The sequence below is a fragment of the Cytobacillus sp. QJM3NY_8 genome, from assembly GCF_056173585.1.
On record NZ_CM149681.1, the window covers coordinates 2485312 to 2500562 of the forward strand.

The following is a 15251-nucleotide window of genomic DNA, read 5'->3' on the forward strand; positions in this document are numbered from 1 at the left end:
ACATTTCCTCCTCTTTTTCCAGGCTGTATAAATTGCTTATAAGGAATGTACCATGGGGGAAAAGTTTGGGATGTGATGAGAATCATATTTTATTGAAAGTTTATTGGTTTATTTAAGAATGGAATGCAAGCAATAAATTACCACCCCCTCCTTGTTCTCTTTTTTGATACACTTTTAAAGGATTGAATGATGGAGGTTTACTATTTGTGAAAAGAATACACCAAATGCTGATATTGATTGTTTTTATATTTTCCAGCGGTTTTGCTGCAGGCATTTACTATACAAACATCACCGATCAAGGCCAGCCTTTAAAACAGTCTGTGCCGGTTTCACAATCCAGCAAACTTCTGGTCAAAAAAGGAATCCCGGAGCTTTCGGAGATTCCCGAAAAAGTGCTGATGGGTTATATCCAGGATTACCGTGATCCAAAATCGATCGATTATTCAAATCTGACACATATCCTATTTTCTTTCGCTCATCCTGAGAAGGACGGCAGCATTTCTTTAAATGGTGATTCAGCCCTGAAAAATCTGAGAAGTGTGGTAAGAAATGCACACCGGCAAGATGTAAAGGCTATACTTGCCGTAGGGGGATGGTTGCATATCAATGGCGGGGAATCTTATGATTATTTTAAACAAGCCATAGCTGATGAATCCTCGAGAGATAGGCTGGTAAAAGAACTGGCGGGACTGGCTCAAAACGAAAACCTTGATGGCATTGACATTGATTTTGAGCATCCGCGTTCTAAAGAGGATGCAAAATACCTGGCAGTCTTTATCCATAAGCTTAGCGAAATGCTTCATGCAAACGGCAAAGTGCTGTCTGTTGCGGTCCATGCCAAAATTCATAGTGTAACCGGGACAGAGACGGGCTATGTCGTATATGAGCCTTCTATGTTCATGAAGGTTGATTATGTAAATATTATGGCTTATGATGGCCAGTGGGATGGCGGTTACAATGCTCGCAATCTTTCTCCGTACTCCTTTACAGAGAATATAGCAAACTATTGGGGACAATTATTTGATTCACAGGGTATTCCAAAAGATAAGCTGGTTCTGGGGGTTCCGCTTTATGCTCAGCCAGCAGATCCTGCTATTAAGCCGGTATCATATAATGCAGTCATAAACGATAACCCTGAAAACGCAGAAAAGGATAAGATCAGCCTAAATGGCACCGACTACTACTATAATGGTGCCAAAACGATGAAAAAGAAAACAGCCCTGGCTCTCAATCACGGATTCGGCGGAATGATGATCTGGGAAGTGGGCCATGACGCCAAAGGACCATACAGCCTTATGGGAACGATTGCTGAAGCTCTCCAAAATACAGAAGAACCCGTGAAGTATTATTCCTTGAAAAATACCAAATAAGAAAAAAGAGCATGGGCAGCACCCATGCTCTTTTTTCTTATTTCAAATCACGATAGTATAAACTTTTTTATTTCCTCCCGCCGGTCCTGATAGACCTTCTCTCCAAGCATAACCAATTCCTCCACAAACTTTATTTCATCAAATGGCATTTCTTCCCCCAGTTCTTCATTTATGCGCAAGTAATTTTCTCCGAGCAGATGCTTGCAATGGTAGGTAACAGATTCGGAGGATAAATGAAGGGCCAGGTCCAAAAGCTTCGGCGTCACTTTCATGGACGGGAGCTGGAAAGGCAGCCAATGTTTTACACCCCAGTATTTATTATTGTCAATCGTAAAGTCAATTTTTTGAAGACCGGTTCCAAGGGAAAGGATTTTTATTTTTTGCAGCTCCTCCTTGAAGTGATGCATAGCCTCCGTAATGCAGACGAGTGATGGATTATTCGCCCAAAGCCCTCCGTCTATCGATAAATAACTGTTGCTGATGTTATTAGGAGGGAAATATACAGGTGCTGAACAGGAGGATAGTACTGCGTCCCAAAGCTTCATTGATAAACTTTCATTTCCAGTACTGCCGTAATTGGAACGGTGGATAAATGGCTTGCCATGGGTCACATCGACAGCAGGAATTAAAAGCGGCTTTTTAATATCGGAAAGCTCTGTTTCACCAAAAGCTTTGCGGATAAAACGCCGCAGGTACTTATCACTGTATACACTTTTAAAGAGGCCAACCTTTGCCTGTTTTACAAATATTTTTTTCCCGAATGACTCGTATCCTTTCAAGACCTCGCTCATATCTTTCTTCAGGATCAGTGAAGCGGCAATTATCGATCCGGTGCTTGTGCCAGCAATCATATCAAAATAGTCGCCGGCTTGCAGATTCAGTTCCTCTTCGAGAGCTTTTAAAATGCTGACAGCAAAGACACCGCGTATTCCACCGCCATCGATGCATAATATTTTCATTGGATCACCTGCTGTTTCATTCCTTTTGTGATATTTGCCCATTACTATTGGGGAAATTACGTTATCTGAAGAATAGGAGCTTATGCCTTTTCCTATGTAAAAAAAGAGAAGGAATCATTCCTTCTCTTCTATTCCTCGTTTATCATTTCCTCGAATACTGCAGAGACCTTGTTAAATTCTTCGTCGCTTTCAATGGGGGTAAAGTCGCCGTCTTCATCCAGTTTTAAGAAGAACACGTCGATATCTTCTTCTGTGTCTTCTTCAAGATCTTCTACGAAGCTGACAGCAGCATATTGATGGCCATCCACCTCTGCAGAAGCGAGGACCTCCACTTCCATTTCCTGATCATTTTCATCACTGATTGTAAATACTTCTCCAACTTCTATCTTGTCCATTTTTTATCTCCTCTCTATAGTAGGTTCTTTCTATATTTTCCCGTTTTAGCAGATTTTCATGCCTAAAATAAAAATAGGATCGGCTTTATGTGCCGATCCTTGCCTGCATTGAGGATTACTTAATGCCTGCTGCCTCTTTTTTTCCACTTTTACACTCCATCCAAACGGGTCTGGCGCGGTTCCTTTTTGGATGCCTGTCAAAGTATCATAGATTTTCTTAGATAATTCGCCGGTGATCCCGCCGCTGATTTCAATTTTCTTATTGTCCCAGAAAAATTCGCCAATTGGAGAGATAACAGCAGCAGTGCCAGTTCCAAATGCTTCTTCAAGCTGTCCATCCGCATGTGCCTGGTAGATTTCTTCAATGGAGATTCTGCGCTCTGCCACTGGGATATTCCAGTATTTCAGCAACTCGAGTACAGAGTTTCTGGTGATTCCTTCTAGGATGCTTCCATTAAGCTCAGGTGTTACAACTTCACCGTTAATTTTGAAGAAAATGTTCATGCTTCCCACTTCTTCAATATATTTATTTTCTTTTCCGTCCAGCCATAGAACCTGTGAATATCCAGTTAAGCTGGCAAGCTCCTGTGCTTTCAGACTCGCTGCATAGTTTCCTCCGGTTTTAGCGGTGCCTGTTCCCCCTTTAACGGCACGGACATATTCGTTTTGAACAGCAATTTTAACAGGGTTGATGCCTTCCTTATAGTAGGCGCCTACTGGAGAAAGAATAATGATGAATTTGTATTTCTTTGATGGTGCCACTCCAAGGTATGGCTCAGTTGAAATGACAAATGGACGGATGTACAGTGAAGTTCCTTCAACATTGGGAATCCAGTCACGATCGAGTGATATTAATTCTTTTAAGGCATAAAGAGCAAGCTCTTCATCAATTTCAGGAATGCATAATCTGGAGTTGGATTTATTCAATCTCTCCATATTCTTTTCTGGCCTGAACAGCAATACCTCATTATCGATTGTAAGATATGCTTTTAACCCTTCGAAGACACTTTGCCCATAATGGAAAATCATTGCAGCGGGATCAAGTGAAAGCGGCTGGTAAGGTACAATTCTTGGATCATGCCATCCCCGGCCGGCAGTATAATCCATTTCAAACATATGATCGGTAAAATTTTTGCCAAACTCCAGGTTATCAAATGCAGGTTTTTGTTTTTTCTCAGGTGTGCGATTGATTTCAATTTTAAATTCAGTCATTGTCAAAACTCCCTATCTGTAGATGATTTAAAAACCTCATGCCTGCTTTTCCTGCTGCTCTTAATAGAGGATAAATAAAAACGCCCAGTCATCCTCCGAGCGTGGACGAAAGGGCTTGCTTCCCGGCAACAACCAATATGGATGTTCAACAGCTGCTTATAGTCATTATATTAAGACTCATATGCTGTTTTTGAAAAGGTTGCCTTTCGCTCTTTTCTACTTCAAGGCAGTAGTGCAGTTATCTGTTAAAGTTTTTATAAGTTTTTCTAATATTATGATATTCTCCTATTTAATTGTCAATATGAATTAACAATAAATTTAGAATTAATTCGAATTACTGAAAATTCTATTTGCAAAAGAAATGGCAATTAAGATGAAAAATCATGGATTTAAATCTATAATCAATATATAAATACATAAGGAGATTTATGAAGATGAACAGCAAAGAGCTTGAAGAAAGAATTATTCAAAACTATCAGGGCGAAGAAAAAATGATGATTCTCGTTTTTGCCCAGTGGTGTATTAATCACAATTTAGATCCCGAGGAAATCTATTTAAAGGCATATCCTGATCAAAGCAAAAATATTTCACTGCAGGAAGCGCTGGAGCTGACAGTTCCAAAAGAAGAAGCGGGCGATGTGCCTGATGAGACATTGCTTGGTGTTCTCTCAATGTTCGGAAATGATGATTTGGCCTTCGTCGTTATGGAAGAATTAAAGAAAGTGAAAAAGGACAGCTAAGCCAATTGGCTGCTGCCCATTTATGCAAGAAACACTTTTATTTAAACCAGCCCTTCTCTTTGGACTGGGTAATGGCTTCAATCCTGTTCGTAACTTCGAGCTTGTCTAGAATAGCAGAGATATAGTTACGGACGGTTCCTGTTTTAATGCTGAGCTGGTCGGCAATTTCCCTGGTGTTTTTGCCGTCGGCAATCAGCTCAAGCACCTCTTTTTCACGGTCGGTCAGCGGGTTTTCTTCTCCATATACATCATCCATTAATTCAGGTGCATAGATGCGCTTTCCTTCTACGACGTTTCTGATTGAGCTGGCGAGCTCTTCACTTGGGCTGTCTTTTAATAAGTACCCCCTTACACCGGCCTTAAGGGCACGCTGAAAATACCCTGACCTTGCAAAGGTTGTCAGAATAATAACCTTGCAGCCTATGCCTTTCAATTCTTCCGCCGCCTCCAAGCCGCTCTTTTCCGGCATTTCAATATCCATGATGCATACATCCGGTTTGAGCGTTTGGACAAGAGATATGGCTTCCTTGCCATTCGATGCTTTGCCAATGACCTCCATATCGTCTTCGAGATTTAACAGGGATCCTAAAGCACCAAGCACCATCCGCTGGTCTTCAGCTATGACGATTTTAATCATGCCTTTTCCTCCTTATTTGTTTCCTTTACGACTGTTGGCACCTTCATTGTAATCGTTGTTCCATTTTCAGATACGATATCAAGACTTCCATTGACAAAGTCGAGCCGCTCTCCTAATCCAAGCAGTCCTGACCCCTTGCCGACATCTGTTGCGGGATTCATGCCGACCCCGTTATCCTGGACAGTAATGCTAACTTCATTCCAGGTTTGTTCAATGCTGATGCGGCATTCTGTAGCATTACTGTGTTTTACTACATTTGTCACAGCTTCTTTCATGCACATGCTTAGAATATTCTCAAGGAATAGCGACACGTTCTTTAATTTGATATCTTCTTCCCCGATGAATTCGATTGAGGCTGCCTTTAAGATTTGCTTAACAAGTATAATTTCTTCCTTCAGCCTGATTCCTCTCATCTGGGAAACCATTTTTCTTACTTCGTTTAATGCTGTTCTGGCCGTTTGCTGAACGTCTATAAGTTCTTCCTTTGCCTGGTCAGGATCCTTGCTGATAAGCTTACGGGCCAGATCGCTTTTTAACCCGATCAGAGACAATTTTTGTCCGAGTGTATCATGAAGATCGCGGGCAATCCGCTGCCTTTCTTCCTGTTTGACAAGCTCCGCAATCCTTTTGTTGGCATCTTCTAGCTGTTCTTCAAGCATTTCCTGCTTTTTCTTATTGTGAATGTTAAAAGGAAGCAAAATCACACTGATCCAGATGATAATGATAAAAGGTATCTGCTCGAGAAATAATGGCTTTTGTGTGACAAAATTAATGTTTATTGAGATGGTGGTTGCAACAAGATGGATGACATATAACGTTAAAAATGCAATCCTGTTTTTGATATGGCCATTGTAATAAGCAATATAAAAAGCAAAATAAATAAACGAAAACAGAATGGTCATCGTAATCGATATGCTGATTAAGATGCCAGTCCATAGATAGACAGGCCACTTCCGCGATATAAAGGCAAAACGCAATGATATAAAAAATAAAATGGTCAGGATAATGCCTACGGCTATGGCGATTTTAGAGGTGGACCTGAAGATGAAATAAAACGGCAAAATGCTGAATACACTCCATATATAAGGAGAAATGCCTGAACTTTTCAATGTGGTGAAATACTTTTTAAACATGTGAGGTACCCTCTTTTTATTCGTAAAATAATGAAACAGCTCCTTTGTTATCATATCACAAAGGAGCTGTTCTTCAGTAGATTATAGACTTAGTTTATGGCTTCACAGATGCCGTTTTCGCTCTGCTCTGTTTTTTGCTGAGGGCAGACTGCCTGGCTGCTCCATATCCAGTGAAGTCCTGGGCATCTTCATCCCATAAGCGGAATCGAAGTGACTTTAGACTGGTCGAAAAAGTAATCGTCGGTACATTCTGAAGCTCAGCTGTATTATAATGTGCGCTTTCGAGATTATAGTTAGGCACGCGCGGGCTTAAGTGATGAATATGATGGAACCCGATGTTCCCGGTTAGCCACTGAAGTACTTTTGGAAGCTTGTAAAAGGAGCTTCCTTCTACTGCCGCTTTTACATACTCCCACTTATCATCTTCTTCAAAATAGGAGTCTTCAAATGTATGCTGTACATAGAAAAGCCAAATCCCCGCTGCTCCGGAAATTAAAAAGATAGGTCCCTGCACCATCAGGAATGCTTCCCATCCGATGGCCCAGCACATGAACGCATACAAACCAGCGATGGCTGCGTTTGTAAGATAAGTATTGATGCGTTCATTCTTTCTTGCCCCTTTTCTGTTAAATCGGTTTTTTAACAAAAATACATAAATCGGGCCTAAACCTAACATGACGAACGGATTGCGGTAGATGCGATAGGCTGCGCGTGTCGACCAAGCCGCATCCTGGTATTCTTTCACTGTCAGTGTCCAGATATCTCCTGTACCACGCTTGTCCAGATTACCGCTTGTTGCATGGTGAACATTGTGGTCATGCTGCCATTGGTGATAAGGGAAAATGGTAAGTATCCCTGTGAATGTGCCAACAATTTTGTTTGTTTTGCGATTTTTGAAAAAGGAATGGTGGCAGCAATCATGGAAAATGATGAAGATCCTGACCAGGAAGCCAGCTGCAATGACAGATATGCCAAGCGTCAGCAGGTAAGAAAAGCTCAGGCTCTTATAAGCAAGGAACCATAGCAGGAAAAAAGGTCCCAGAGTATTGACCAGCTGCATGATGCTGCGTGTTAAATCGGATTTTTCATAGGGTGCCATTTGTTTTTTTAAGTTGAGTTGTTTTTGTTTAGAAGTCATTTTTTAATTCCCTTCTTCATGACGTTAACTTTATGATAAAGGGTTTTCAGAAGGTTTTGTAGACATGAGTGTCATGTCCAAACCATGATAAATGTCATGGTTTGCAGAAAAAATTAAGATGAGATCCTATAAACAGGCTATAATTTTTATGTTTCCCTAAAAATTTTTTTATTTTATAGGATTATTTTGCCTTACACATGACTTCTAATTCCTTAGGACATAATGAAATTGATATTAAATTAAAAGGAGAGTTTTGTATGAATCAACACGGCAAAACAGATATCGATTCACCCATCCAAGCTTCAATTGAGCAGATTTGGCAGAATATATGCAGAAGCTGGGATCAATTCAATCAATCAGCCGTACTGGATTTCTTAAGTCAATGTGAGGAAAAAGGCATTGATTCCCAATTCGCAATGAGCTGGGTTGAGAAATATAAAGATAAGATTCCGGATTGGCAGGCGGTTTCCAGAGTGTCTCTTGATTGGATGAATCAGCATACAGCTGCTGGCTCTCCATTATCGAATGAGACCTTTAAATAACCACATATGCAAAAGAATGCAAGAGCCCCTTGGCATATTACCAAGGGGCTCTCTTTTAATGAGGAATATTAGAATTTGGCATTTGCCCTTGAGCAGCATTTGGCATTTGCCCCTGTGCAGGAGCATATGCATTTAACATTTGCTGCATATCCTGCTGTGTAAACTGAGGTACCTGGTAATAATGATGTTTGTTTTGATAAATCGAAAGTTCATAAGCCATCTCAATGCAATTTGGGACAGAATCAGCCAGTACTCTCCGGACAACTGGATTTGTTGTTTCGAGTGCAGCCATTGTTTTCATGGAAGCGGCCGATTTTAATGCTCCCAGAAGGCAGCCGGAAACTGTTTCTTCATTCATTTCGGAGACAGATTGGATTGGCTTTTTTGGCTGAGAAGGCTTTAAGCCATAAATAAAATCATTATCCTGGTTCATTTTATAGCTCTGTGTTGGTTTAGAAGGATCTTTACCTGTCTGGAAGCATTCCAGTGTAGTATTGTATTCCTCTTGCACAAATTGATATTGGCGGTCCATTATACCTGCCAGTTCCTGATCTTGTACGTGCTGCCGCAATAATGAGTATGTGTTTAAGGTGCCGACTGTACCTGATAAAACCTCTTGAACATCAAGAACTTCATGTGCTCCATGGTTGAGCTGCTGGGGTATATTTCCTGTATGCATATTTTGATGCATCTGGTTAGGCTGATTTTCCATTTCGATTCCTCCTTTTTTAATAACAATCTTTATCATGCAGATTTTTAAATAGAAATATCCATGGGATGGTAAAAAAAATAAATAAAAAAAAGCAGTTCGATTGAACTGCTTTTTTAGTTGACTTCCTCAATCGTTTCTGCCAGTAAGAATAGATATCTGTAAATTAGAATGTAAGCATCGTTTATGGTCATGTCTTCTTTAAAGCCCTCCAAGTCATCCAAAGCAAAATTGAGTTCCCATAACCCATCTTGCTGGTTAAACATTAGGTCAAATGTTGCTGAATCACCTTGTAATGTTCTTTTTAAATATGACCTTATTGTTTCTGCTTTCTTTTTAGGCAATTTAAGTCCAAGCATGACATCATAGGTTCGGAACAGATCATCGAATTCAAAAGAGATGGCGTCTGCACCAATAATCCCAAACCATTCAGACTCAAGGTACATAAACTCTTTAATATTTTTCACAAAATAATCAATAGGCTGGTTTAGAAATTCGGGTGTCTCCTGTGAGAGGACTTCTTCTGTTTCCTTGTTTCCTCTCTCTATATAAGCATTTGCAAAGCGGGTTTCAGGATTTTTGACTATTAAAGATTCAGCATTTGATAATAGCTGATGCTTTTCAGCAAATTCTTTTTCTTCTTTGTATATTTCGTTTCCTGGTTCCTTGAGATGGTTTTCAATCCGTTCTTTTAACATTTCGCTACTCCTTTAATTATGGTTACCTTCCGCGTCTTTTTGACCTATTACTCACAGATTTAGGCGCTGAAGTCTTCTTTTTTGATGGTGATTTACTGCGGTTTACATGACCAGCTGAATTCAATGGTTTTGAGTTTTTCCTTTGCCCTTTTCTGCCCTTTGCTGGGGAGGTTTTGCCTTCAGTCTTTTTTCTGTCTGCATCTTCCCGATTATCATTTTTCTTTCTTCCGGATGAAGCTGGGATTTTTTGCACTTGAGAGTTTTTTTCTGATGACCTGGAAGGCTTTTGCCTTTCCTGGCTATTGCCAAGGTTCTGCTTGGAGATCGTAATGTTCAGTCCTTTTTCAATTGCTTCAAGAAGCGGTTTGTCTGCGGATGAATAAAAAGTGATTGCCATCCCCTTCATGCCAGCCCTTCCCGTTCTTCCGATTCGGTGAACATAGCTTTCCGGATCCAGTGGAATATCATAATTAAATACATGTGTGACACCTTCCACATCAAGTCCCCTTGCTGCTACATCAGTTGCTACTAATAGCTGTAATTCGGCATCCCTGAATCGTTTCATCACTTGTTCCCGTTTGGACTGAGACAAATCTCCGTGAAGCTCATCACATTGGAAGCCATTTGATTTTAGTACGTCATTAAGCTTGCTGACCCTGCGTTTGGTCCGGCAAAAGATGACGGCTAAATAAGGTCTATGAGTTTGAATTAATTGCATGAGTGTGGCCTGCTTGGCACGGTCGATCGTATGTATGGCGATTTGCTTGACTGATTGTGCTGGCCCTTGTGTTTTTTCGATTTGCATATACTCTGGTTCTTTCATATGTTTCCTTGCCAGATTCCTGATCTCTGCTGGAATCGTTGCAGAAAATAACATGGTCTGCCTTTTGCCTGGTGTTTCTTTAATAATATCTTCCACTTCATCCAAAAAGCCAATATGGAGCATTTGATCGGCTTCATCCAATACTAAAAAATCTGCTTGTGATAAATCAATTGTTTTCCTCTTAATATGATCGAGAAGCCGGCCAGGCGTACCAACGACAATTTGTACCTTTTTCTTAAGCTTATTAAGCTGCTTGTCCACATCTTGGCCCCCATAAACGGCTAATACCTCTAAATCATCATCGCCTGCAGTCAGTTTTTGAACTTCATCTGTAATCTGCAGAGCTAATTCTCTTGTCGGTGTCACAATGAGAGCTTGAATATGGACAGCATCCGGGTCAAGCTTCTCAAGAATCGGCAGAATAAAGGCAAATGTTTTGCCAGTTCCAGTCTGTGCCTGTGCAATAATATCCCTGCCCTCCATCACGGCGGGTATTGCCTGCTCCTGAATAGGAGTTGGTTTTCCAATGCCATGGCTCAGCAATATATTTGTTAGTTTTTTTGAAATACCCAGTGTTAAAAAATCCTGCAAATAATTCCCTGCTTTCTTCACTTTCTTTATTAGAGGCTCAGGTGAAGTTTTAAAGAAATTTCACCCTTATTAATATTGGATGTTTGATGGCAAAATAGCAAGGTATTCTTATTCTGTTTTAAAAAACCCAATACCGACGGATAAGTCTGCATTGGGTTTAGTTGCTTATTATTCAGTCAATCCCAGTCCCTTGTTGGCTCTTTTTCTTCGGCCATTTCCATTCCATACGCCAGACGCGGATTCAAGGCCGCTTCTTTGCGATTTTCCTCCTGGCTGACATCGGCCCCTTTCTGCAGATAGCGGTGCACAAAGACTTCGGAAAGAGTGATAATTCCTGCTGCAATGACACTTCCCCACGCTATTTGCAAGTAACTGTTAAGCAATACACTCCCAAAAACCCATACAGATGCATAAACCAGGAAAAAGTCAGCAATGAGGGCATTCCGGTTTCCCAGGCGGGGGAGAATAATCCGATCACCAAGCATATATGACATAACCGTTACCAGCAGGCTGAAAGAAACAATATCGGCAAATGCTGCATCGAAAAATAAATCAAGTGCTATGGCAAAAGCAATCATGCTTGATACAAATTTAAGTACAAAAATTAATGTTTTATTCATATGTGATCCTCCTTTGCCCATAGTTTTTATCAATCTGCGCATTCCCATTCATCCAGCCTTTAAACAATGCTAAGTATAATTTTTTCAAAAAATAAACAACTTGTTCGGAGCCTCTCAATATAATGGTAGTAAAAGTCTAACATCTTAAGTTAAAGGTTGTGGAAGAGTGTTACTCCCAGACAAATTACTTAATGTGGTGATAATAGGTGAGTGCTGAATATAAATTTCAAAATCTCCAGGAGCGCAATTTGACGTTTGAGCAGGTATTCGATCGTATTTTACTTTTTATGAGGCGAAATCCTGATGGGAACTTCCGTTTAATGATTGGGACTGATTCACAGGTTCATTGCAATCGAACAGTGTTCATAACCGGAATAGTTATTCAAAATGAACGGAAAGGCGCCTGGGCATGTATTAGGAAAACCATCATTCCAAGGAAAATGGTGCATCTGCATGAGAGAATCTCATTTGAAACCTCGCTGACGGAAGAAGTCGTCTCTTTATTTACTGAGGAATGCAAAGATAAAATGTTTGATATCGTACTTCCATTTCTTTATAAAGGCGGTTCCTTCTCCATGGAAGGACATATGGATATCGGTTCTGGGAAAAGGAATAAGACCAGGGAATTTGTAAGTGAAATGGTATCGAGAATAGAATCGATCGGTCTCGAGCCAAAAATTAAGCCGGAAGCATTCGTTGCATCCAGCTATGCCAATCGATATACGAAATAAGGAAAAAAGAACTCAAGTTAATGAGTTCTTTTCGTTGCACTTAAAACTATACGCCTGCATGCTCTTTATAATTCTGTTCCAGCTTCAAAGCAACAGCTTCTGTAAGCTCAGCAGTAATTTCCGGAAGAGATGTATTAAGCAATGAATTGGCCACTTTAGCCATCATACCCTCAGCGGTAATTTGAAGAGCGCCTGTCATCAAGTTAGTATTATCCCTTCCTTTGGAAGCAAGAAAATACCCATCGCCGGTAAATTTCTCATTAAGCCCTGTTAATTGAAAGGTTACCTTGGTTGGTTCCTGCCAGCTTGTTATATCCACCTTCAATTCGATTTTTTTCTTAATGATCCCCATATCGCTTTTAAAGCTCCAGGTAGACTCTTTTTCACTTAGTACCTCATGTGTAATATAGCCGGGTACTAAGGGAGCCCAGTTTCCAATATTACTGACAAAATTCCATATTGCCGTTATTGGAACGTTCACTTCTGCCTGATGTGTGCAGCTTGCCATTTTTACCGCCCCTTTTGAAAAATTTCATAGTTGGTTTCCATGAATATGTATTCAAATTTATAGGGCAAGATTCATTAATTTTATATTTATTTGATCAATTCTTTGGCGATCAATTCATATGAACGCAAACGGTCCTCATAACGGTGAACAATGGTAACAATCATAATCTCATCTGCTTGGTACCGCTGCTTCATATCTTTCAGCTGCTCGGAGACTTCTTTCGGATTTCCAATAATAACGCGGTTTCTATTGTTAAATGGCTCCACATCCAGGCTGCGGAAATAGTGTTTTGCTTCTTCAATCGAAGGAATCCCCTCATTGCGTACCCTGCTTTCTGCTCTTATCTTCCAAAGCATACTGCTGGGTGCCAGCTCCTTAGCTTCCTGTGTTGAGTCAGCGCATATAGCAGAGACTGTTAAAATGACTTTTGGTTTCTGTATAATTCCCCTTTCAATGAAGTTTTCCCTATATTGTTTTATGATGTCGTCCCCATCTTTTTCACTCATGAATTGGCCAAATGCATAAGCAGTTCCAGACTCAGCAGCCATTAAAGCACTTTTCCTGCTTGTTCCCAATAACCATGGTTCCGGGCTAATTGCAGGTAGAGGTGAAGCGGATATTTTAGCAAACATGTGATCCTCAGGAAAATGATTATATAAAAATTGAAGAAGTTCCATCACCTTATCCGGCATTTTGCGGACACCTTCCAAGAAATTATCGGAAAGTGCCATAGACGCTTCTGCTGATCCTCCTGGTGCCCTTCCGATTCCCAGATCCACTCTGCCAGGAAATAATGTAGCAAGCATATTGAACGACTCCGCAATTTTGTATGGTTTATAATGCGGCAGCAATATGGCACCTGCACCAATCCGTATATTTTTTGTTTTAGCACCGATATAGCTCAACATGATTTCAGGAGCTGAACAGGCAAAGCCTGATAAATCATGATGTTCTGCAATCCAATATCTTGTGTAGCCCAGCCTCTCTGCTGACTGTGCCAGCAGTACAGAGGCTTCCAATGCTTCTTTGGGTGAATATCCCGATGAAATGGGAGCCTGATCCAAAATGCTTATTTTCAAGGTTTATCCCCTCTTTCAAATGCGCTTGTTTCCTAAGTCTTCGGCCATTTTAAAATGTAAAACGAATAATAAAATGCTGATGAGTGAAACTTATATTATTGCCTCTTTGTTTAAGATGAATCTTTAAAAAACAAACCAAATTTTCTTTATCGTTTTATTGATATTTTATACTGCTAAAAAATCTTAATTAATGGAGTGTTGAATATGAAGGCGGTCACCTATCAGGGCCCTAATCGTGTAGCTGTTACCAATGTGGATGACCCTAAGCTAGAAAAGAAAGATGATATTATCGTTAAAATTACATCCACAGCGATCTGCGGTTCTGACCTGCATTTATATCAGGGCAACATGCCTCTTCCAGAGGGTTATATTATTGGCCATGAACCAATGGGCATTGTGGAGGAAACAGGACCGGATGTAACAAAAGTAAAAAAAGGGGACAGAGTCGTAATCCCTTTCAATGTATCCTGCGGCCAGTGCATTTATTGTCAGCAGAATCAAACCAGCCAATGTGATAATTCCAACCCCCATTATGATTCAGGGGGATACTTTGGATACACAGAAAAATTCGGAAATCATCCAGGCGGGCAGGCGGAATATTTAAAAGTCCCTTTTGGCAATTATACGCCGTTTCTGGTTCCTGAATCCTGTGAATTGGAAGATGAATCTCTATTATTTTTGTCAGATGTACTTCCGACTGCCTATTGGAGTGTTGTTAACGCCGGTGTTAAAAAGGGTGATACAGTAATTGTCCTTGGCTGTGGCCCTGTTGGGTTAATGGCGCAGAAGTTTGCATGGATGGAAGGCGCGGAGCGTGTTATTGCAGTTGATTACCTTGATTATCGGATCAATCACGCAAAGGCAGCAAACAAAGTGGAAGTCTTCGAGTTCACCAAATATCCTGATATGGGGGAGCATTTAAAGGAAATTACCCATGGAGGCGCTGATGTAATAATCGATTGTGTAGGCATGGACGGGAAAAAGTCGCCCCTTGAGTTTATAGAGCAAAAATTAAAGCTTCAAGGCGGCACTCTTGGTCCCATTCAAATTGCGACAAAGGCTGTAAGAAAAACAGGAACAGTCCAAATAACCGGTGTCTATGGAGCAAACTATAATATGTTCCCTCTCGGTGCCTTCTTCACCAGAAACATTACACTTAAGATGGGACAGGCACCTGTCATACCATTTATGCCAATGCTCTATGAGAAAATTGTTAATAAAGAATTTGATCCGAAAGACATTATTACTCATAAGATTAACCTGGAAGAGGCGAGCCATGGCTACAAAATTTTCAATGGACATGAGGACGACTGCATCAAGGTAGTATTAAAGCCTTAATTGACACGACTAAAAAGCCTGCTGTATA

At 40.5% G+C, this 15251-nt stretch carries 17 protein-coding genes; 5 read left to right on the forward strand and 12 right to left on the reverse strand.

The features are described 5' to 3' along the window. Positions 1-206 precede the first annotated feature (206 nt). Positions 207-1370 carry a glycosyl hydrolase family 18 protein gene (locus tag AC0VZ9_RS12930; RefSeq protein WP_009334634.1) on the forward strand — a complete coding sequence of 388 codons (1164 nt, stop codon included), beginning with the start codon at positions 207-209 and terminating at the stop codon, positions 1368-1370. Positions 1371-1417: 47 nt separating this feature from the next. Here the strand turns inward: AC0VZ9_RS12930 and AC0VZ9_RS12935 are convergent, their stop codons facing one another. The 3 genes from AC0VZ9_RS12935 to AC0VZ9_RS12945 all read right to left on the reverse strand — a co-directional run bounded on the left by AC0VZ9_RS12935 (position 1418) and on the right by AC0VZ9_RS12945 (position 3936). Next, positions 1418-2329 (reverse strand): CBASS cGAMP-activated phospholipase, encoded by a 912-nt coding sequence (locus tag AC0VZ9_RS12935; RefSeq protein WP_034297065.1) that lies wholly within the window; start codon positions 2327-2329, stop codon positions 1418-1420. Positions 2330-2457: 128 nt separating this feature from the next. Further along, a complete protein-coding gene (locus tag AC0VZ9_RS12940; protein ID WP_019379948.1) occupies positions 2458-2724 on the reverse strand; it encodes a DUF1292 domain-containing protein in 267 nt (88 codons plus the stop codon). Positions 2725-2769: 45 nt separating this feature from the next. Then, positions 2770-3936 carry a branched-chain amino acid aminotransferase gene (locus AC0VZ9_RS12945; protein ID WP_475397461.1) on the reverse strand — a complete coding sequence of 389 codons (1167 nt, stop codon included), beginning with the start codon at positions 3934-3936 and terminating at the stop codon, positions 2770-2772. Between the two features lie 434 nt (positions 3937-4370). On the opposite strand from AC0VZ9_RS12945, the gene AC0VZ9_RS12950 reads away from it, so the two are divergent. Then, positions 4371-4676, forward strand: coding sequence for a hypothetical protein (locus AC0VZ9_RS12950; RefSeq protein ID WP_475397462.1), 306 nt, complete (start codon positions 4371-4373; stop codon positions 4674-4676). 37 nt (positions 4677-4713) lie between these two features. On the opposite strand, the gene AC0VZ9_RS12955 is transcribed toward AC0VZ9_RS12950, so the two are convergent. The 3 genes from AC0VZ9_RS12955 to desA form a co-directional block, all read right to left on the reverse strand. Beyond that, complete coding sequence (locus AC0VZ9_RS12955) at positions 4714-5313, reverse strand: response regulator transcription factor (protein ID WP_009334629.1); 600 nt, start codon at positions 5311-5313, stop codon at positions 4714-4716. Continuing rightward, positions 5310-6446 carry a sensor histidine kinase gene (locus AC0VZ9_RS12960; protein WP_019379945.1) on the reverse strand — a complete coding sequence of 379 codons (1137 nt, stop codon included), beginning with the start codon at positions 6444-6446 and terminating at the stop codon, positions 5310-5312. Before AC0VZ9_RS12960 ends, AC0VZ9_RS12955 begins: the two co-directional genes overlap by 4 nt. 94 nt (positions 6447-6540) lie before the next feature. Further along, complete coding sequence (desA, locus tag AC0VZ9_RS12965; protein ID WP_475397463.1) at positions 6541-7584, reverse strand: Delta(5) desaturase DesA; 1044 nt, start codon at positions 7582-7584, stop codon at positions 6541-6543. Positions 7585-7841: 257 nt separating this feature from the next. Here desA and AC0VZ9_RS12970 point away from each other — a divergent pair, with 257 nt between their 5' ends. Next, the gene (locus AC0VZ9_RS12970) at positions 7842-8126 is read left to right on the forward strand and encodes a hypothetical protein (RefSeq protein ID WP_252246403.1); all 285 of its coding nucleotides are present in this window, start codon (positions 7842-7844) and stop codon (positions 8124-8126) included. Between the two features lie 55 nt (positions 8127-8181). Here the strand turns inward: AC0VZ9_RS12970 and AC0VZ9_RS12975 are convergent, their stop codons facing one another. The 4 genes from AC0VZ9_RS12975 to AC0VZ9_RS12990 form a co-directional block, all read right to left on the reverse strand. Continuing rightward, the gene (locus AC0VZ9_RS12975; protein ID WP_192908589.1) at positions 8182-8838 is read right to left on the reverse strand and encodes a spore coat protein; all 657 of its coding nucleotides are present in this window, start codon (positions 8836-8838) and stop codon (positions 8182-8184) included. Positions 8839-8951: 113 nt separating this feature from the next. Beyond that, positions 8952-9533 carry a hypothetical protein gene (locus tag AC0VZ9_RS12980; protein WP_009334624.1) on the reverse strand — a complete coding sequence of 194 codons (582 nt, stop codon included), beginning with the start codon at positions 9531-9533 and terminating at the stop codon, positions 8952-8954. 22 nt (positions 9534-9555) lie between these two features. Beyond that, positions 9556-10947, reverse strand: a complete 1392-nt coding sequence (locus AC0VZ9_RS12985) for a DEAD/DEAH box helicase (RefSeq protein ID WP_009334623.1) — start codon at positions 10945-10947, stop codon at positions 9556-9558. A gap of 176 nt (positions 10948-11123) precedes the next feature. Then, complete coding sequence (locus AC0VZ9_RS12990; RefSeq protein ID WP_009334622.1) at positions 11124-11567, reverse strand: YndM family protein; 444 nt, start codon at positions 11565-11567, stop codon at positions 11124-11126. Positions 11568-11773: 206 nt separating this feature from the next. On the opposite strand from AC0VZ9_RS12990, the gene AC0VZ9_RS12995 reads away from it, so the two are divergent. Beyond that, the gene (locus AC0VZ9_RS12995; RefSeq protein WP_009334621.1) at positions 11774-12298 is read left to right on the forward strand and encodes a ribonuclease H-like YkuK family protein; all 525 of its coding nucleotides are present in this window, start codon (positions 11774-11776) and stop codon (positions 12296-12298) included. A gap of 46 nt (positions 12299-12344) precedes the next feature. On the opposite strand, the gene AC0VZ9_RS13000 is transcribed toward AC0VZ9_RS12995, so the two are convergent. Next, positions 12345-12806 (reverse strand): CoxG family protein, encoded by a 462-nt coding sequence (locus tag AC0VZ9_RS13000; RefSeq protein ID WP_475397464.1) that lies wholly within the window; start codon positions 12804-12806, stop codon positions 12345-12347. Positions 12807-12892: 86 nt separating this feature from the next. Continuing rightward, a complete protein-coding gene (locus AC0VZ9_RS13005; RefSeq protein WP_475397465.1) occupies positions 12893-13885 on the reverse strand; it encodes an LLM class flavin-dependent oxidoreductase in 993 nt (330 codons plus the stop codon). Between the two features lie 204 nt (positions 13886-14089). On the opposite strand from AC0VZ9_RS13005, the gene AC0VZ9_RS13010 reads away from it, so the two are divergent. Beyond that, entirely contained in the window at positions 14090-15223 is a 1134-nt protein-coding gene (locus AC0VZ9_RS13010) for a zinc-dependent alcohol dehydrogenase (RefSeq protein ID WP_009334618.1), read from the forward strand. Positions 15224-15251 lie beyond the last annotated feature (28 nt).